The organism is Candidatus Cardinium sp. TP (assembly GCF_025215055.1).
Classification (GTDB): domain Bacteria; phylum Bacteroidota; class Bacteroidia; order Cytophagales; family Amoebophilaceae; genus Cardinium.
Map to the genome: position 1 here is coordinate 1 of NZ_JANAVR010000021.1, position 17,784 is coordinate 17,784.

Below are 17,784 nucleotides of genomic sequence, written 5' to 3' on the forward strand. Positions count from 1 at the left end.
ATGTTTTAGCTAGTTCCAATAACCCTAATTTAGGCTTGATAATTTTTTGATGTAAGTTCATAGTAGTTAAGATTTATATCATCATAATTTAACAATTGTCAGATTAAATCCTAACTACTACACCTTACATCTTCTTGTAGTAAGGCTAATACTATTTTAGTCTTTTTTTCCGAACTAAAATAACTAATCTTTTTCCTTCACATCTCATTAATTTATTTTATGACTCTAAAACTATACCATACGGAAAATAAAGTGAAATATTTTTGTCCTATTTTTTCAGGCCAGTATATCGATACAGCTTGTATAGGCGCTAAAGTCAAAATACGAACTGGAAGAGTATATACCCGAGATAAGGTTGATAAACCAAAACGAAATCACGTCTTTAGAAGAGTCTGTTAATCAATTATAATCCTTTAAGTTGACTCCATTGCCTGAACACATACCAAATATCTTATCGTTTTGTAGGTATAAGTTGACTGAAAGGAGTACAGCCAATAGGGTCTTCACTAATTAAATAAAATCACGTGTATAACCTATAGTCTATACCTATGGTTGCAAAACCCAAGTGTATGCCACGATTTTTGAAAATTTTGTCTAGAAGAAGACAACACTTTCCATTAAGAGAGAGCTTTGAAGAGAGCATGTAGTTTACATTAAATTCTGCAGCGCAGAAATAGATTAATCCACCAGAGAGATGCAAGCGACTATTCACAAAGCAACCAACTTGTAGAGAGGTCATAGGTATAAGGAGCGCTAAGGTATAAGGTATTACGACCTTTATATTACAAATATTTGCACGAAATTTTACTGGCTTATTTGCCATAAACATATCTGGTAAAAATAGGCCCCATAAGAATCCAGCAGAAAATGTATACCGTTTACGCCATACCTTCTCCCACTTTATACCTATGGTAGCTACAGACCCCATCTATGCATGATCTGTTGGTTCAGCTTTAGGTTTCCAGCTCATGCCTATACCAATCGGTATAGACCATATGCCTTTATGTAATGCTTGAGGAGCCGTTATACTGGGAGCAGGCTTCTTAAACCCTGTCAGCAACATAGCTATAGATATAATGGATAAAAAAATTGGTATATGACTAATTTTCATGCTATTGGATAAGATGTATTACGAATGGGGCTGCAATGCCTTTTTAATAAGCACTTCCAACGTAAGGGGGGTGCTCACCTGTTCGCGTACCGTTGCAATGGCCTTTTCTGCAACTTTTTGAGTAAGCCCTAACTTGGTTAAAGCCATTACAGCATCTTGATCTACCTTGTTATCGGTAGGTTGTGGACAAACTGCATCTTGGATATAGGGCAACTTTTGCGCCTTATCCGACAACTCCAATATCAATCGTTGCGCCGCTTTTGCCCCCACACCTTTAATAGAAGTAAGCAAGCGTGTATCCTTGCTTAGAATAGCCTTATGCAAGGCTGATGGCGCCAAGGAGGATAAAATCGTCAAAGCAGTTTTGGGACCAATGCTGCTAACCGAAATAAGGTGCAACCACCAAGCCTTTTCCTCTAGCGTATAAAAACCATATAGGGTAGATGCCTCGCTTTTTACCTGCATAACCGTTAACAATGTACAATGCGCTAAGGCCTTTATTTGATCAAAAGTATATAAAGAAATATGTAAGCCATAACCCACCCCACCTACATCTAAAATAACGTAAGTGGGTTCTTTATACAGTAATTTTCCTATAAGTTGCGCAATCATAGATTGAGTACATCACCTCCTTGTTACCTGATCACTACAAACAAAACATAGACCCATTTGATCCGATGATGGTCATACTGTAGGATCTACTCTTTTTTCTTATTATTGGACTCAATAGCAGCAGCAACCCTAGATTGAAAAGAAAGCTTACCACGCTGCTTTACCTTTTGTTTCCTATCCATCAACTTTTCCTTAATGCTATCTACATTCACCCAATAATTGATAAGTTTCTGCTGTACGAAAGTCATCACATTAGAGATACAATAGTAAAAACTCAACCCAGCAGGAAATGTATTTAGGACAAACATAAAAGCAAAAGGCATAATATAAGATAACCCCTTCATAGGGCCATCTTTTGGACCACTTTGATTACTAGACCGGGTATATAAAATGGTTGATAACACCATCAATAAGGTAAACAAACTGATATGATTGCCATAGACCGGGATAGTAAAAGGTAGCCGCATCACGCTATCATAGGTTGATAAATCCTTTGCCCATAAAAAAGAGGCTTGCCGAAGTGCAATGGCATGAGGAAAGAAATGAAACATAGCCATTAAAATAGGCATTTGGAGCAGAATAGGCATACAACCACTCAAAGGATTGATACCAAATTCCCTATAAAAGGCTACCTGCTCAATCTGAGCTTTCTGTATATCATCTTTATATTTCTCCTTTATCTTATCCAATTCTGGCTTTAGGAACTGCATCTTAGCCATAGCAATAAAAGATTTATAGGAAAGGGGCACTAAAAGCAACTTGATGATAATAACCAATAAAAAGATAACCAACCCAACATTGGCAATATGCTTTTCCAAAAAAGTAAAAAGGGGAATAATCACGCCTTGATTCACCCACTTTACAACTGGCCACCCCAAAGGTAGATTTTGCTCAAATCCTTTTGTAACCTGCTTAAGAATTGTATAATCATTAGGTCCAAAGAAAAAAATCAATGCACCGCTACACTTTGCTTTGCCATTACTACCTGCAGATAGTGGGAGAGATAGATGAACCGACTTGGTGACATCAGGTGAAGTCACTGGTTCCATGCAAAGCTCCCCTGTAGCAAAAGCATCGTCAGCAATAATCGCAGAAGAGAAGAAACGTTGCTTGACACTAACCCATTTGATGGGCTTTTCTATTTTCTTCCTTTCACACTCAGTTGAAGATTCCTTGAGCTTATCAAAAGTCTGATCTAATAAATAATAATGCACCGTGCTTCTGGAAGCATCTGCTCTATCATCAGCCTCTAAACTTTTCATATCTATATTCCAGCAGAAAGAAGGATGTGCAGTGGTGATAAACATCCCAACCGCATGCCAATCATAGTTGATTTGATAACTATTGCCAGAAAAAGTAAAGACCTGCTCCAAATATTGCAATGGGGTTAGCTCCAGTCGAAAAACTATTTTAATCTCTTCAGCTCCTTTGAGTTGATAAGCCGAACTAGCCTGGGTTTGGAAATACAAAGCTTTGGTCTCTATCAGGCTATTTTGATAAGGAAAAACAAGCCCCATATGACTACTCTGCTCATCCAATAAGACCAATGCTGCACCATGCTTATCTTTAAATTTCTTCAGTACAACCTTTTTTATAGTACCACCCTTGGTACCAAGAACTACTTTAAGCAACTCATTTTCAACTGTTATATATTTTTCTTCTCCTTGCAACACAGGTGCAAAAGGGGTAGCAACTACTGGACTAGATGGATGCATGCCATCCACTGTGGCTTGGCCAGTGGCCGCAACAGAAGGTAGCGGAGGTTGAGGGGCTAACTTAGGTTTAAAAACATAGAAATAAACCATAAAACCTGCTGATATTAAGAATAACCGCACTAGTTTATTTTTATCTAAAGCCATATAGAGCAAAGAAAAGAAAAGTTTAAACTAAAAAATGTAACGATTATAGCTATAGTTGACACTATAACGCTACTTAAAAAATATAGTTCAACAAATATAGGTATTCTTTACAAGAATATGGTAGTTACCAATGCATCATTACATAGACGTGGTGGCTGAATCGTGCTTAACCCACGCCCACCCATCATATAAAAAAACAAGTTTAGCAGGACTATTATTTTAAAATATTTTTTTTTACTTTATATAGTCTTTTTTTCAGTTTTCAAGATGAATAGATCTTTATAAATCAAAAATACTATTTAGTCTTTAGTCGATAATGGGTAACCCAATTAAAGTATTTTGAATATGGTGCGGCTACATAAACCACTACTATCTGAATACCAATACTACCATGTATCCCATATAGCTGGCTGCGATCACGCAGGGGCAGGCGCAATAGCAGGTCCTATCGTTGGCGCAGCTGTAATCCTACCCCATGCGTTTTATAATGAAATATTAGGCAATACACAGACGCTAACCATACCCATTCATTTGTATGGTATCATTCAACAACATGCAGTTGCGTGGAGCATCGCCATGGTAGACCATATAGCAATTCATAGCATGGGCATTCCAAATGCCGCCCAGCTTGCTATACATAATGCATTGGATCAATTAAAAACATTACCAAACCTATTATTAGTATCCGGACGATCGTTCGATGGCTACAAAACCATTCCGCACCAATGCATTCCACAAGGAGACAAGATCTATACCGCCATTAGTGCCGCCAATATACTCGCTAAGGTCTATAGAGACCGTTATATGGAAATATTAGACAAAGACTTTCCTGCGTATGGCTGGAAAAAAAATAAAGGTTACGCCACGCCAGCACACAAGCAAGTGATTAAGCAGTTTGGAGGTACTTTATACCACCGCAAAAACTTTAATAAAAAGGAAAAGTAAATACATTTGGTTTTTAGCCAATTATAGTATATGTCACCCGTTACTGCTCTACCCCTATTTCGTTTAATATGGTTTTATATAAGCGGCATGCTCCTAGCCATCTGCTACCCGACAGACCTTTTCATAACCTTGATCCTTTTGGTTGCGCTGAGTACGCTATACTTGTCTATAGCCGCTCGTACCATTTCTTGTGCATGGCTTAACCCAATAGGACTGCTACTCATTTTTTTAGTAGGGTATAGCAATCTATTGTTGCAAGTCGGGCAACAAAAGAAAGGATCTACATGGGGTCATCCGCATCTAAAGGGTTATAGGGCTTGTATTCAAAAAGTCTATCACCCACATAACTGCCAAGCGGCAATCACCCATATAAAAGACGACTTAGGTTGGCACAACAGTAGAACACCCATACAACTATACTTTTCTAAACCATCGGCTTACAAGCCTAAAAAAGGAGATACCCTGTTGGTTCGTGGAACACCCATACACGCCTTACCATCTCACCCCATGCAACAAGCAGTGCCTCTGACCTCCCTAGCTTATCCCTCGATGCATCGTCATGTTTTAAAACAAATCAACCAAGATTTTATTGTCCTCCAATCATTGGACCAAAATAGGCAATGGGCTACTATGATTACGCAATGGTGTAGCGATACACTGCACCAACAGCTAAAAGATAGGCAAGCCATAGCATTGGTCACCACCCTCCTATGGGGGGAAAAAGAAGACTTAAACCCGGCACTACAAAAAGCTTATGTCGATACAGGCACCATCCATGTATTAGCCATTTCCGGATTACACGTAGGCATGTTTTACTTACTTATGCAGGCTATTTTTAGGTTTCTATTTAGCCATATAGGAGGGCTGATCTTACCAGGCCTTTTTACGCTACTTTGGCTTTGGCTATACGCTTGGCTCTGCCACTTTGCACCACCCATACTGCGTGCAACGATGATGATCACTATAGCCAGAATAGGCTTTCTAATGGGTAGAGGGTTCAACCGTTACAATGGATGGATGGCCTCTGCTTTTGCGTTATTGTTATGGAACCCATTGTTATTATGGAACTGCGGATTTCAACTTTCCTATATGGCAACCCTAGGCATACTTTATCTACAGCCCTATATCCATCGCCTCCTTGCGCCGAAAAATTATGGGCTACAGAAAATATGGACTGCCACCACCCTATCTATTGCCGCACAAGTAGCTACTTTACCACTTATTTTATACTACTTTAAACAGTTCCCACTCTATTTTATCCTGGCCAATTGGTTGGTCGTGCCTGCTATTTTTGCGATTTTAATACTCAGCTTAGCATTACTAGCAGGTAGCCACTTGCCTATCATGCAGACTTGCCTATCATCCATACTAAGTTTTACGCTTGAAAAACTGATTGCTGCTACAAATGCATGGGTCTGTTGGCTAGCAAAATGGCCCATGTGTACCCTGAAAACTGCCACTGTAAATGGGTATGCAGCCTGTCTACTTTATATTATACTCTTTTCGATTTGCCTTTTCTTGCACCACAAGCATCTGATTTATCCGGTTATCATCAGTTTATGCACCCTATTGTATAGTGTAGAGCAGATACAAATTAGGATCGCAAAACAAAAAAAATGCAAGCTCATCTGTTATAATAACGATCAACTATCTTTCACTTTAAAGGATGGTATAGAAAGGCTACACTGTGACAGAGCGCTTTCGGAACCTATTTGTGATACGCAATGGTTAGGAACCGCACAGTCAACAGCATATTCAACTGTATTTAAAGAATATACACAAACTAAGACAATAAAATCGCCATTAACCACCGCGTTACAAAAACCTGCTAACGACTTACCATGCAAACGTAGTAGCCATTATGCTGGAGGCATAATAGCCACCTGGGATAAAAAAGTTATCCTTACCCTACATCAAATTCCAGTTGATTGGTATGGATGGAACAGGGCCAAACTAGATGCCGACTACCTACTGATAAATGCAGATCTACTGCAGGATATAGCAATTATTTGCAAAGTATTACATATGAAAACATTGGTGATCTATACACAGCAGGACCACGCATTGCGTTACCACCCAAACATTAAACAGCTAGGCATCCTACCCATCTGGCTAAAGCCAGGAGCGAAAAAAACCTTAACCTGGTTGAAAAACTTATAAACAGCTAGTTGGCATTAAATTATTTTTGTCTACTTCCATTTATGTCAGCGCCTATGGAAAGATTAACGTTATTTTATTTATATTAGGGCTTTGGTCGTTCTAACACAGTGCATTTTGTTTGTTTATTTTAGTTTAAAAACCAAGTTAATTCGACTGGTCTCACTAAAACAACCAAAAACATCCTTATTTTTTTTGTTAGGTTTGCATACAGCAAAATTACAAAGCTTAGATAAAGCCTAGAAGCATAATTTTTGTAAATACAATCAATATGAAAGGTAATATGAAAGCCATTGCAAGATTTTTAGCAGTGCTGCTTGCCCTGCTCGCTATAGGTATGCATGGAGGCATTGTAGTAATACCCATACTGGCCGGGTATAAGTTTAGCATGCTGTTTATTGCCTTCTTACTCCTATTTGTATCCATACTGCTTAACTAAGCAAACCTAGCATGCGTTTATTCAATAGCTAGCAATAAGCATGTACAACCTTTGAAGCAATAGAACGGCACGCATTGTAAAAAATAATTAGAACCATAAAACATAAAATGTCAATGACTTATTACACAGAAGCAGGTCTGGAGCGCATGAAGCAAGAACTCAGTTGGTTAAAAAGCGAGGGCCGCATGCGCGTAGCCAATGATCTGGCAGAAGCGCATAAAAAGGGGGATTTAAGTGAAAATGCAGAATATGATGCAGCTAGAGATGCGCAAGGCTTACTAGAAGCAAAGATTGCTGCCTTAGAAACCTTAGTGGCCAATGCTAGGGTATTAAAAGAAAGCGAAATTGATTTATCTCGGATCTCTATTCTCTCTAAAGCACGTGTGAGAAATAAAAAAACAGGGGCAGAATCAGTTTTTATGCTGGTTTCGCAGGGCGAGGCTGACCTAAAGCAGGGTAAAATATCGGTTGAATCCCCTATGGGTAAAGGATTATTAGGTAAAAAGGTAGCAGATATCGCGCAGGTTGACACCCCCTCTGGTATCATTGAATTGGAAATTTTAGCCATCGGGTTAGATCTTTAACCATACGCTACCCCAACCAAGGATTTGCTGTAATCTTTTATTTCTATTAATTTAGTTAGCAGATAAAATAATTGTAGCATTATGGCTTTACGAATAACAGAAGCATGTATCAATTGTGGTGCATGCGCGGTTGAGTGCCCGAACACCGCAATATATGAGGGCGGAGCAGATTGGCAGTGGGCTGAAGGTACACAGTTGAAAACAGTAGAGGTGCAAGGAGAAATAGTAGAAGCAACCCAACCACAAGCCCCCTACACAGACGAAACCTTTTATATTGTTACAGATAAATGTACACAATGTGTAGGCTTTCATGAGGAACCACAATGCGCAGCAGTTTGTCCGGTAGATTGTTGTGTGTTAGACCTAGATCACCCAGAAACGAAAGAAGCCTTACTAGAAAAAAAGATTTTTTTACATGGGTGCTAAAGGACTTACCAATATATAATATAATATAAAATAAAATATACAGTGGAATTACATAGAGGATTAGATGAAGTTTATTCCAAAAGAGTAAATGCAGGCAAAAGAGTTTATTTCTTTGATATAAAGTCAACCAAAGGGAAAGACTACTACCTAACCATTACAGAAAGTAAGAAAAGAACAGAAACGGACGGCATGGCTTATGAAAAGCATAAAATTTTCTTATACAAGGAAGATGTGAATAAATTCATTCGTGCCCTTAATGAAGTGGTGGACCATCTTAAAACCACGCTAATGGCCGACTATGCGTTTGATCAATTCGACCGCAATGCAGAGGGCCATCCAAGTCCATAAACTACCCCGGGTATAGATAGCGTGGTAGTAAAAGCACTACATGGCAGTTTTTCATTCTATAGATTTGATTCATGGCTTTAAAATGTGGCCTTATTGGTTTGCCTAACGTAGGCAAATCTATGTTATTTAATGGTTTATCAAATGGAAATGCGGCTTCTGCCAATTTCCCTTTTTGTACTATAGAGCCTAACATAGGTGTAGTGGCTGTACCAGATCCGCGTATGGACCTACTGGCTGCATTAGCGCACTCTAAAAATATCATCCCTACTGTTATCGAGTTTGTAGATATAGCTGGGTTGGTCAAGGATGCTCATCAAGGGGAAGGGCTAGGTAATAAATTCCTTAGCCATATTCGGGAAGTGGATGCCATTGTACATATCGTTAGGTGTTTTGAAGATGAGGATGTATTACACGTAGCAGGCAGTGTAGACCCTGTTTTTGACAAACAAGTGATTGACCATGAGCTACGGTGTAAGGATATCGATACCTTAACCAAACGACTGGATAAAATAGAGAAGCTTGCCAAGCATGGACCTAAAACACAGCAACACGAACTGTTGCACCTATTTTTAACAGAACTAAAGCAAGGCCGTGATGCACGTACCATTCAAGTAGCCGCAGCAGACCAAGCGATGGTAGATGACTGGCAGCTATTAACTTCAAAACCGGTTATTTACTTTGCTAATGTAGATGAAGCCACCATACTGGGTAGAGCCAATCGGCACTTAGCTGTTTTTCAGGAAGCTATTGCGCAAGAGAATAGTCAAATGATTATGGGCTCTACTGCGTTAGAAACACAGCTGAATGCATTAAATGGTGATGACAAGGATTTCTTCTTAAAAGAATACAACCTGATGGAATCTGCATTAGATAAGCTAATTCAATCCGCCTACACCTTACTAAATCTAATTACCTATTTTACAGTAGGACCACAAGAAGTGCGTGCATGGACAATTCCAAAAGGCACAAAAGCCCCCCAAGCAGCAGGGGTGATTCATACAGACTTTCAACGTGGGTTTATTAAAGCAGAAGTAATTGCTTTCGAGGACTATAAAACATATAAAAGTGAGCATAGCTGCCGTGAAGCGGGAAAACTACGCATAGAAGGTAAAGATTACATCGTCCAGGATGGAGATGTCATGCTGTTTCGTTTTAATGTGTAGGTTGTTAACCTATGCACCCAATGGTGTCAACTTAAGGATTTTTTATTGATTTTTAAATAAAAGTATCTATTCTTTCCATTGGTTAATAATGATTTTTTGTCCACTTTTTTCTTGATAAAGAAGTGGACAAAAAATCAAGCCCTCGGTAAAAAGCCGCTGAAAGTGGCATCTTACAGATGGAAAAACAGGAAGCGCCCCTTCTGGGGGCTTCAAAGGAAACTGTTTTTCCTAATCATCTGCATGATGCCACTTTCTACACCACGACTTTTTACAGGGGCGTTTTTCTTTTAACGCAAAAAAACAATGACTAAAACAGATACCTATCATTTTAATGGGCGTTTGCTTCCATTGCGCCCATTTAAAGCGTTCATGGGCGCCAATAAAAAGTTGGCACACAGTAAAGGTCAATTAAAATTATATTTTATTTCCCAGACGACTGAATAGACACGATGAAATCCAAGCCATAAGGATTTCTATGCTACTTTCCGATCAATAAAAACTTAAAAACTTGAGCGGCAGTAAACAGTATCAGCATGAGCAATGAACGCTCAGCAGCATACTCTATTTCTATTCCATGCCTAATGGGTTGCTTGGTGCACATTATTTTATCTACTGATCCGAAACAGCGTGTATAGATACACTGGCATTTGCGCTGCATTAGGTCCGAGGTTTTTTTAATATTTTAGTGGAATCAAACGATCGATAGGATCGATGCCTTTGTCACAAAGTATTTTTTAACCATATGTCAAACCATTGCTATTTACCCAAACCATCTATTTATAATTTAACCGAAAACGAATTAATGCTTTGGTTGGAAGCACAAGGCGAAAAACCTTTCCGTTGTAGCCAAATTTGGAAGTGGCTCTACCAAAAACGAGTAAGCAGCTTTAGTGAAATGAGCGACTTAGGTTTAACGACTCGCTCCCGTTTGGATGAACATTTTTCATTGGTTTCCACGGTAGAAGATAAGGTTCAATATGCAAAAGATGGCACGATCAAATGTTTACTAAAACTGACTGATGGCAACTTAATTGAAACCGTTTTAATGGAGCATAGCTACGGCTTATCTATCTGTGTGACTACACAAGTAGGGTGTAATATTGGTTGTACTTTCTGTGCCAGTGGTCTTTTAACCAAAAAAAGAGATTTAACCGCAGGGGAAATAGTAGAACAACTGCTCCATATGCAAAAAAAATTAGATATAGCAGGGAAAAGAATTAGCCACATCGTAGTCATGGGCATCGGAGAACCATTCGATAACTATGACCACCTTTTACGCTTTATACGTATCGTTAACCACACCAAAGGTCTGGCGATTGGTGCACGCCATATTACCGTTTCTACCAGTGGACTAGACCGAAAAATAAAAGCCTTTGCACATGAAGGGCTACAGGTCAATCTTGCCCTTTCTTTGCATGCAGCCAATAACCTACTACGTACACAGATTATGAAACTCAATAAAGCCATCCCCATAGAAAAACTTATGGAAGCCATTGATTACTACTTGGCGCAAACCAACAGACGCGTAACCTTTGAATATATTCTACTCAAAGATGTCAATGACTCAGAATCATGTGCTTTTGAGCTAGCTAATTTAATTCTAGCACGCCATCAACGCCATCTGATTCATGTAAATCTTATTCCCTATAACCCTGTAGATGAATTGGATCATTACAAACGCAGTACCCCTAAAACCATTCATCGTTTTGTGGCCAGACTACGTGCACAGGGGATTCATGCCGTTGTGCGTGCAGAGCATGGTACAGATATTGACGCCGCTTGCGGACAATTGCGCAGCAAACAACTCAAGCTAGGTACTTGATTCACACAATCTACTTTTGGCATAAATGGTTGAAAAATGGTAACTTGGCTAAGCGCTTGCTTAGCAAGAAATATTTAAACCAATCAGTCCAATATTTACAAATAAAAAACGATATGATGAATAAAATAGTTGTTACAAAAGAAGAAATTTTAGCCTATCACACGCAATTCCCTGCTGGGAAAATAGGCACCTGTGTCACCAAACCATTCCATACCCCTCGTGACATCATTACGGGTTATACGCCTGGTGTGGGCACTGTTTGTGAAACCATTGCTGCATCTAACGAACAGGTATATCAATATACCAATAAAGGGAACTTGGTAGGTGTGCTATCCAATGGGACAGCTGTATTAGGATATGGTGCTATTGGTCCTTTAGCTGCCAAACCGGTTATGGAAGCCAAAGCCATGATCTTAAAAAGGTTTGCTGGAGTGGATGCGTTTGATATTGAAATTGACGCTACGACTCCTGAAGCAGTGATACAAGTCATTAAAGCATTGGCACCTACTTTTGGCGCACTTAACCTAGAGGATATTAAAGCACCGGAGTGTTTCCAGATTGAAGAAGCATTAATGGCCCAGTTGGACATACCGGTTATGCATGATGACCAACATGCTACTGCTATTGTGGCAGCAGCAGCTTTATTAAATGCCTTGTTAATTGTCAATAAGGATATTGCACAGGTACAGATTGTTTTTAGTGGCGCTGGCGCAGGTGCAATCGCTACCGCAAAGCTTTTAATTGCCTTAGGGGCCAACCCGGCACATATCGTTATATGTGACAGAAAAGGGGTGATTCGTAAGGATAGAGATGATCTTGACCCTATTAAAGCACCTTTTGCTACCGACCGCGCCGTACATACCTTGCATGATGCAGTGGTTGGGTCAGATGTCTTTATAGGCCTCTCCTCTGGCAATCTATTAATGAGTCAAAGCATAGAACGCATGACCAAGGATCCTATCATTTTTGGCTTAGCCAACCCATTGCCAGAAATTTCTTATCGGGATGTTATGGCTACTAGACCAGATGTGATCTTTGCCACAGGACGTAGCGATTACCCCAACCAAGTAAACAATTTACTTGCTTTTCCTTACGTTTTTAGAGGCGCCTTGGATGTACGTGCTTCTGCCATTAATGGCGCCATGCAACAAGCTGCTGTACAAGCTATTCAACAATTGGCACAAGAAGAAGTACCGGTTTGTGTACGCAAATACTATGGCGGAACCATCCATTTTGGCAAAGAATATCTACTCCCTAAGCCTATGGATGCCCGTTTGCTCCCTACCGTTTCTATAGCCGTTGCGCAGGCTGCTATGGATTCTGGTGTGGCTAAAAAGCCTATTCATGATTGGGATGCCTATAAAATGGAGTTATTAGAACGCGTAGGGCATCAAAATTAATCATAGATGACCACTACCTAGCTGAACGGATTGATTGCACACTTATGAAAATATCCCTAAACTGGCTCAAGTCCTATATTGATTGCACGGCCTCTGATTTGGCCGCTCTTTTAACCCAGAGGGGCTTAGAGGTAGCCCATAGCTACCCTACTATCCCAGGGGGATTGGAAGGACTTGTTATAGGGGAGGTAGTATCCTGCCTCCCCCACCCCAATGCAGATAGATTAAAACAAACCTTAGTGGATATTGGCTTGGATAGATTATACACTATCATTTGTGGCTCCCCTAATGTAGGAGCTGGACAAAAAGTAGTGGTTGCGCCAGTAGGTACCACTATCTACAACTATGTAGATCAATCCCCTATTCAAATTAAAAAAGCTAAACTGAGGGGGATCTGGTCTGAGGGCATGATTTGTGGTATAGATGAGATTGGACTAGGTCCCACAACCAATGATATTCTAGTATTAGACACCAACCTACCTGCCGGAACCCCTGCTAAGAACTACTTTAAAGATTTATTAGATGAAATTTTAGAAATCGAGATTACACCCAATAGAGTAGATGCCTGCTCACACCTAGGTATAGCCAGAGAGCTAAAAGCTATTTTACACCTGCCTATTACCCTGCCCTCTGTGGAAACCTTTCATCCTGTACGATCTGATCTGCCCTTAACCATAGGGAATATAGATGCTACGCTATGTCCACGTTATACGGGGCTATTACTTAAAAACATCTCTATTCAACCCTCCCCCGAATGGCTTCGCACCAGGTTAGCGCACATTGGCGTCAAACCTATTAATAATGTAGTAGACGTAACCAACTTTGTATTGCATGAATTGGGGCAACCCCTACATGCTTTTGATTATGATACCATTATTGGCTCCTCCCTTATGGTTCAGCTATGCACACCAGCTACCCTATTTACAGGACTGGATGGTATAGAAAGAAAACTGGCTGGCAATGAACTCATGATTTGCGATGAAGCAGGCCCTATAGCGATGGCTGGCGTACTAGGGGGATACCGCACCCGTATTACAGATACCACAGAACATATTTTTATAGAAAGCGCCTATTTTAATCCAGCCGTTATACGCCGTGCTGCGCAACACCATAGCCTTAAAACGGATGCTTCTTTTCGATTTGAACGTGGCACCGATCCCAACCTCCCTCTGTATGCCTTAAAAAGAGCAGTATGCTTGTTACAAGAACTGATCCCAGCTGCAGAAGCCTGCCCAGTCATAGAATATTACCCCACTCCATTGGCACACTTTACCATTCCTATCACCTATGCAGCTATTAACCGATGCTTGGGTACCAAGCTTGACCCCACCCTTATTAAACAAATCATCAAAGATTTAGAAATAAACATCGAAGCAGAAACCGACCAGGGTTTTACGGCCAAAGTACCACCTTACCGGGTGGATGTTACTAGAAAAGCGGATCTGATTGAAGAAATTGCACGGATATATGGCTACGACCGGATACCCAACCAACTATCTACTGCTTACTTCGCCCCTGAAAATAGCATCGATACAGCCTATAAAATGGCAGAAGAAATCAGTAAAGTATTGGCAGCCAATGGCTATTATGAAATATGCACCAATTCTTTAACCAAAGAGGCTTATGGTACCATCGTACCTACTCACAAAGCAGTCTCTATTCTTAATCCACTGAGTAGTTCCAGCCACATATTGCGCCCTACATTGCTTTTTAGTGGAGTAGAAGTCATCGCCTATAATCTGGCACGTCGTCAGTATGACTTGAAGCTATTTGAATTGGGTACCATCTATAGCCAAGACCATGCATCATACAACGAAGAAAAAAGACTATCCCTTTGGCTCACTGGTCAAGTAGAGTCAGCCAACTGGATACGTCAACTGGGGGCTGTCACCTTGCAAAACTTGAGGGCAACAATCGAGCAACTGGTAGCAAAGTTAGGCATTATAGGCCTATCCTATAAAGCCATCACGCACTCATTCTATACACAGGGCATTCAAGGGGTATATAAAGATACAGTGGTCATGACATTTGGTCAGCTCCAGCCCTCTATTATAGATTATGTTTCCCAACCTGTTTTCTTTGCAGATATCCACTGGAGTCATCTGTTACAGGTCAGTAAATCGAACAAGGTGTATGCGCCTATTTCTAAATTTCCTACTGTTACAAGAGATTTATCTTTGATAGTAGATCAAGCGGTTCCATTTCAAAAGATAAAAGATCTCATTCTAAAACAGGGGTATAAAAACATTCAGAAGATTGACCTCTTCGATGTATACCCACATTTACCAGAAGGTAAAAAATCTTATGCCATTCGTTTTACCCTACAGGATAGAGAAAAGACACTAGATGACAAAAGTATTGATCCAATCATGCATCAGCTGATTCAAACTTTTGAACGTGATTTAAATGGCATTATTAGAAGATAACCAACGCCTTATCATAGAGCGCTTTGAAAAAATGCTTATGGAGCTCTTACAAGCTCATACTGACTGCCAAAAACAAATCATTGCATTAACAGAGGAAAATAAAAGATTAAAGGCGCTATTAGAGGCATCAACAATAGACCTTAGTAGGTCGGCTACCAAAAACCATACAGCCCATTCATCTGACCCTCATTTAGTAGATCTAATTAATAAGTATATTCAGGAGATCGATCTCTGTTTAGCCTACTTTGAACAAGTATAAAAAAAGATGGAAGCACTCTTTATAAAAATTAAAATTAGTGACCGGATCTATCCGATGCAAGTGCAACCGGAAGACGAAACCTTTGTAAGAACGGCAAGTAAAATATTAGCAGAACGGATTAGAGGGTATCAAAAAAAACTAGGCATACAGGATCAGCAAGATCTATTGGCTATGGTAGCATTTGATTGCCTGGTAGCCTATTTAAGGGTGCAAGAAGCAGAGGCAACCCAAACGAACGAGTTGATACAAAGGATAGCAAATTGGAGCAATGATATCGCTAAAAGCGGCTCGGCTGTGTCCATTTAAGTATGTAAATAAAACGATGATAAATTTAACCAGTTCTATAGTATCATGAAAAAATTACCAATTGGCGTTAGTAACTTTCAAGAGTTAGTAAGCGGAGACTATCTTTTTTGTGATAAGACAGCTATGCTTGCTCACTTCCTTAGCAAGGGAGATAAAGTTACCTTAATCACACGTCCTCGCCGTTGGGGCAAGACGTTAAATATGTCTATGTTGCAGCATTTTTTTTCAGCAGAGGTTAGTGGCGTAAGCACAAAAGGTCTATTTGATCATTTAGCGATTGGTAAGTTAGATGGTGGTAACTACATTGATCAACATCAAGGTAAGTACCCTGTTATTATGATCAGTTTTAAGGATATCAATTCAGATAGTTTTCAAGGATCTTACAACAAAATAAGTAAACAAATAGCTTTCCTATTTAGCTCATTTGAGTATTTATTAAAGAGTGAAAAACTCAATACGGTAGCGCTAAGAACTTTTTCAAGTATTATGGATCAATCTGCTGATCAAGAGACTTTAGAGGATTCTGTAAAACTGTTAAGCCAATGCCTCTACCAACACCATGGCCAAAAAGTCTATATTCTAATAGATGAATACGATACCCCTCTCAATAAAGCTTATGGTAATAAGGAATATTTGGATGCGATGGTGTCATTTATGCGTAATCTATTTAGTGCTGCCTTAAAAGATAATAACTATTTAGAAAGAGGTGTTTTAACAGGCATACTGCGTGTTTCAAAGGATAGTATGCTTTCTGGATTGAATAACCTGAAAACTTATACCCTTTTAGATCAAGGTTATAGCAGCCACTTTGGTTTGAGCGAAATAGAAGTTCAAGATTTGTTTACCAAACAAAATCTTTCTACTTGTATGGACCAAGTAAAAAATTGGTACAATGGCTATAGGGTAGGGAACATAGTGATGTATAATCCCTGGTCCATTATTTATTGTTTAAGTGAGGAGGGTCGTTTTGATGTCTATTGGGTCAATACGGGTAATAACAACTTAATCGAACAAAAGGTACTTACTGCTCATTCTGAAATTAAAGAACAATTCGAACAGTTAATGCGAGGGGAATCTGTAACTACATCTATCAACAAACACCTTGCTTTTGATATCCTAGATGAAGACGATACCTCTTTTTGGAGCCTTTTATTATTTTCTGGCTATTTAAAGATAGTTGATGCTGTATTTAATAAAAGAAATGGGCTTTATGATTGTAGGCTAGCTATTCCCAATCAAGAAGTAGCTACCCTTTATAACCGATTTTTTGAGGAATGGTTGCTCAATAAGTTTCCTAGCAGACGTGGTTACGAGACCTTTCTCAGTCATCTATTAATGGGAAAGATAGATCATTTTACACGAGATTTAAGTGCTTACCTCCTACAAAGTGCTAGTTTTTTTGATGTACATTACGGCAAACAAGGTGAAAGTTTTTACCATGGTTTTGTCTTAGCTATGCTAGCTAGTATCAATGATAGATACTATATACGCTCTAATCGAGAAAGTGGTTTAGGACGTTATGATCTGTTATTAATCCCTAAAAAAGAAAGTTCCAAGGCGCTGTTATTAGAATTTAAACAGGTGCGTAAGGAAGAAGAACTGGAAACTGTAGCTAAACTTGCTTTAGATCAAATACAAACACAAGCCTATCATACCGAAATACTACAATATCCGCATGTCCAGGAGGTAATAGAGGTTGGCATTGCCTTTTCAGGAAAGGCAGTTTTAGCGGCTTATGCTACCTATGATCTATTCAATAAACAATCTGGTTCAGTCAGTTTAACGAGTAGATATGGTCAGTGTAGTAGTCAAGATTTAATCTGACAGGCAGTAAAAATTTAAGTATTAAAGTTGTCCGTTAAGTTAAATGTGTCAGTTAGGTTGTTAAGATAAGCGATTTGATTATTTTTTTCAAAGACTAATTTTT

Annotated in this window: 18 protein-coding genes; 13 read left to right on the top strand and 5 right to left on the bottom strand. The window is 39.4% G+C overall.

Annotated elements, in window-relative coordinates; genetic code table 11:
• Positions 1 to 520 precede the first annotated feature (520 nt).
• The 4 genes from NLX65_RS03300 to yidC all read right to left on the bottom strand — a co-directional run bounded on the left by NLX65_RS03300 (position 521) and on the right by yidC (position 3,582).
• Positions 521 to 928, bottom strand: coding sequence for a hypothetical protein (locus NLX65_RS03300; RefSeq protein WP_260537145.1), 408 nt, complete (start codon positions 926 to 928; stop codon positions 521 to 523).
• Positions 929 to 1,063, bottom strand: a complete 135-nt coding sequence (locus tag NLX65_RS03305) for a hypothetical protein (RefSeq protein WP_260537147.1) — start codon at positions 1,061 to 1,063, stop codon at positions 929 to 931.
• Positions 1,064 to 1,129: 66 nt separating this feature from the next.
• Positions 1,130 to 1,723: a Holliday junction branch migration protein RuvA gene (gene ruvA, locus NLX65_RS03310; RefSeq protein ID WP_260537149.1), complete on the bottom strand. Its 594-nt coding sequence runs from the start codon at positions 1,721 to 1,723 to the stop codon at positions 1,130 to 1,132.
• A gap of 86 nt (positions 1,724 to 1,809) precedes the next feature.
• Positions 1,810 to 3,582 carry a membrane protein insertase YidC gene (gene yidC, locus NLX65_RS03315; RefSeq protein ID WP_260537151.1) on the bottom strand — a complete coding sequence of 591 codons (1,773 nt, stop codon included), beginning with the start codon at positions 3,580 to 3,582 and terminating at the stop codon, positions 1,810 to 1,812.
• Positions 3,583 to 3,927: 345 nt separating this feature from the next.
• On the opposite strand from yidC, the gene NLX65_RS03320 reads away from it, so the two are divergent.
• The 7 genes from NLX65_RS03320 (at position 3,928) to ychF (ending at position 9,644) form a co-directional block, all read left to right on the top strand.
• Complete coding sequence (locus tag NLX65_RS03320) at positions 3,928 to 4,527, top strand: ribonuclease HII (protein WP_260537153.1); 600 nt, start codon at positions 3,928 to 3,930, stop codon at positions 4,525 to 4,527.
• Between the two features lie 30 nt (positions 4,528 to 4,557).
• Positions 4,558 to 6,687 (top strand): ComEC/Rec2 family competence protein, encoded by a 2,130-nt coding sequence (locus NLX65_RS03325; protein WP_260537155.1) that lies wholly within the window; start codon positions 4,558 to 4,560, stop codon positions 6,685 to 6,687.
• A 268-nt stretch (positions 6,688 to 6,955) separates the two neighbouring features.
• The gene (locus NLX65_RS03330; protein ID WP_260537157.1) at positions 6,956 to 7,123 is read left to right on the top strand and encodes a hypothetical protein; all 168 of its coding nucleotides are present in this window, start codon (positions 6,956 to 6,958) and stop codon (positions 7,121 to 7,123) included.
• Between the two features lie 113 nt (positions 7,124 to 7,236).
• Positions 7,237 to 7,707, top strand: coding sequence for a transcription elongation factor GreA (gene greA, locus NLX65_RS03335; RefSeq protein WP_260537159.1), 471 nt, complete (start codon positions 7,237 to 7,239; stop codon positions 7,705 to 7,707).
• A gap of 81 nt (positions 7,708 to 7,788) precedes the next feature.
• On the top strand, positions 7,789 to 8,133 hold the full coding sequence (locus tag NLX65_RS03340; RefSeq protein WP_260537161.1) for a 4Fe-4S binding protein: 345 nt from the start codon (positions 7,789 to 7,791) through the stop codon (positions 8,131 to 8,133).
• A gap of 42 nt (positions 8,134 to 8,175) precedes the next feature.
• Positions 8,176 to 8,481 carry a PUR family DNA/RNA-binding protein gene (locus tag NLX65_RS03345; RefSeq protein WP_260537163.1) on the top strand — a complete coding sequence of 102 codons (306 nt, stop codon included), beginning with the start codon at positions 8,176 to 8,178 and terminating at the stop codon, positions 8,479 to 8,481.
• A 71-nt stretch (positions 8,482 to 8,552) separates the two neighbouring features.
• Positions 8,553 to 9,644 carry a redox-regulated ATPase YchF gene (gene ychF, locus NLX65_RS03350; RefSeq protein ID WP_260537165.1) on the top strand — a complete coding sequence of 364 codons (1,092 nt, stop codon included), beginning with the start codon at positions 8,553 to 8,555 and terminating at the stop codon, positions 9,642 to 9,644.
• A 228-nt stretch (positions 9,645 to 9,872) separates the two neighbouring features.
• Here the strand turns inward: ychF and NLX65_RS03355 are convergent, their stop codons facing one another.
• Entirely contained in the window at positions 9,873 to 10,040 is a 168-nt protein-coding gene (locus tag NLX65_RS03355; protein ID WP_260537167.1) for a hypothetical protein, read from the bottom strand.
• A gap of 346 nt (positions 10,041 to 10,386) precedes the next feature.
• Between NLX65_RS03355 and rlmN the strand changes: the two genes are divergently transcribed.
• The 6 genes from rlmN to NLX65_RS03385 all read left to right on the top strand — a co-directional run bounded on the left by rlmN (position 10,387) and on the right by NLX65_RS03385 (position 17,681).
• The gene (gene rlmN, locus NLX65_RS03360) at positions 10,387 to 11,466 is read left to right on the top strand and encodes a 23S rRNA (adenine(2503)-C(2))-methyltransferase RlmN (protein ID WP_260537169.1); all 1,080 of its coding nucleotides are present in this window, start codon (positions 10,387 to 10,389) and stop codon (positions 11,464 to 11,466) included.
• Positions 11,467 to 11,579: 113 nt separating this feature from the next.
• Positions 11,580 to 12,866 (top strand): malic enzyme-like NAD(P)-binding protein, encoded by a 1,287-nt coding sequence (locus tag NLX65_RS03365; protein ID WP_260537171.1) that lies wholly within the window; start codon positions 11,580 to 11,582, stop codon positions 12,864 to 12,866.
• Positions 12,867 to 12,910: 44 nt separating this feature from the next.
• The gene (gene pheT, locus NLX65_RS03370; protein WP_260537173.1) at positions 12,911 to 15,292 is read left to right on the top strand and encodes a phenylalanine--tRNA ligase subunit beta; all 2,382 of its coding nucleotides are present in this window, start codon (positions 12,911 to 12,913) and stop codon (positions 15,290 to 15,292) included.
• Positions 15,273 to 15,551 carry a hypothetical protein gene (locus NLX65_RS03375; protein WP_260537175.1) on the top strand — a complete coding sequence of 93 codons (279 nt, stop codon included), beginning with the start codon at positions 15,273 to 15,275 and terminating at the stop codon, positions 15,549 to 15,551. Before pheT ends, NLX65_RS03375 begins: the two co-directional genes overlap by 20 nt.
• A gap of 6 nt (positions 15,552 to 15,557) precedes the next feature.
• Positions 15,558 to 15,857: a cell division protein ZapA gene (locus NLX65_RS03380; RefSeq protein WP_260537177.1), complete on the top strand. Its 300-nt coding sequence runs from the start codon at positions 15,558 to 15,560 to the stop codon at positions 15,855 to 15,857.
• Between the two features lie 45 nt (positions 15,858 to 15,902).
• Positions 15,903 to 17,681: an ATP-binding protein gene (locus NLX65_RS03385; RefSeq protein ID WP_260537179.1), complete on the top strand. Its 1,779-nt coding sequence runs from the start codon at positions 15,903 to 15,905 to the stop codon at positions 17,679 to 17,681.
• Positions 17,682 to 17,784: the final 103 nt, after the last annotated feature.

What these genes read in the sequence shown, in the direction of transcription:
- rlmN (WP_260537169.1), top strand. Translation starts at nt 10,387, where the DNA reads ATGTCAAACCATTGCTATTTACCCAAACCATCTATTTATAATTTAACC.
- NLX65_RS03340 (WP_260537161.1), top strand. Translation starts at nt 7,789, where the DNA reads ATGGCTTTACGAATAACAGAAGCATGTATCAATTGTGGTGCATGCGCG.
- NLX65_RS03320 (WP_260537153.1), top strand. Translation starts at nt 3,928, where the DNA reads ATGGTGCGGCTACATAAACCACTACTATCTGAATACCAATACTACCAT.
- yidC (WP_260537151.1), bottom strand. Translation starts at nt 3,582, where the DNA reads ATGGCTTTAGATAAAAATAAACTAGTGCGGTTATTCTTAATATCAGCA.
- ychF (WP_260537165.1), top strand. Translation starts at nt 8,553, where the DNA reads ATGGCTTTAAAATGTGGCCTTATTGGTTTGCCTAACGTAGGCAAATCT.
- NLX65_RS03365 (WP_260537171.1), top strand. Translation starts at nt 11,580, where the DNA reads ATGATGAATAAAATAGTTGTTACAAAAGAAGAAATTTTAGCCTATCAC.
- NLX65_RS03325 (WP_260537155.1), top strand. Translation starts at nt 4,558, where the DNA reads ATGTCACCCGTTACTGCTCTACCCCTATTTCGTTTAATATGGTTTTAT.
- NLX65_RS03385 (WP_260537179.1), top strand. Translation starts at nt 15,903, where the DNA reads ATGAAAAAATTACCAATTGGCGTTAGTAACTTTCAAGAGTTAGTAAGC.
- pheT (WP_260537173.1), top strand. Translation starts at nt 12,911, where the DNA reads ATGAAAATATCCCTAAACTGGCTCAAGTCCTATATTGATTGCACGGCC.
- NLX65_RS03330 (WP_260537157.1), top strand. Translation starts at nt 6,956, where the DNA reads ATGAAAGGTAATATGAAAGCCATTGCAAGATTTTTAGCAGTGCTGCTT.
- NLX65_RS03305 (WP_260537147.1), bottom strand. Translation starts at nt 1,063, where the DNA reads ATGTTGCTGACAGGGTTTAAGAAGCCTGCTCCCAGTATAACGGCTCCT.
- greA (WP_260537159.1), top strand. Translation starts at nt 7,237, where the DNA reads ATGACTTATTACACAGAAGCAGGTCTGGAGCGCATGAAGCAAGAACTC.
- NLX65_RS03300 (WP_260537145.1), bottom strand. Translation starts at nt 928, where the DNA reads ATGGGGTCTGTAGCTACCATAGGTATAAAGTGGGAGAAGGTATGGCGT.
- NLX65_RS03380 (WP_260537177.1), top strand. Translation starts at nt 15,558, where the DNA reads ATGGAAGCACTCTTTATAAAAATTAAAATTAGTGACCGGATCTATCCG.
- ruvA (WP_260537149.1), bottom strand. Translation starts at nt 1,723, where the DNA reads ATGATTGCGCAACTTATAGGAAAATTACTGTATAAAGAACCCACTTAC.
- NLX65_RS03375 (WP_260537175.1), top strand. Translation starts at nt 15,273, where the DNA reads ATGGCATTATTAGAAGATAACCAACGCCTTATCATAGAGCGCTTTGAA.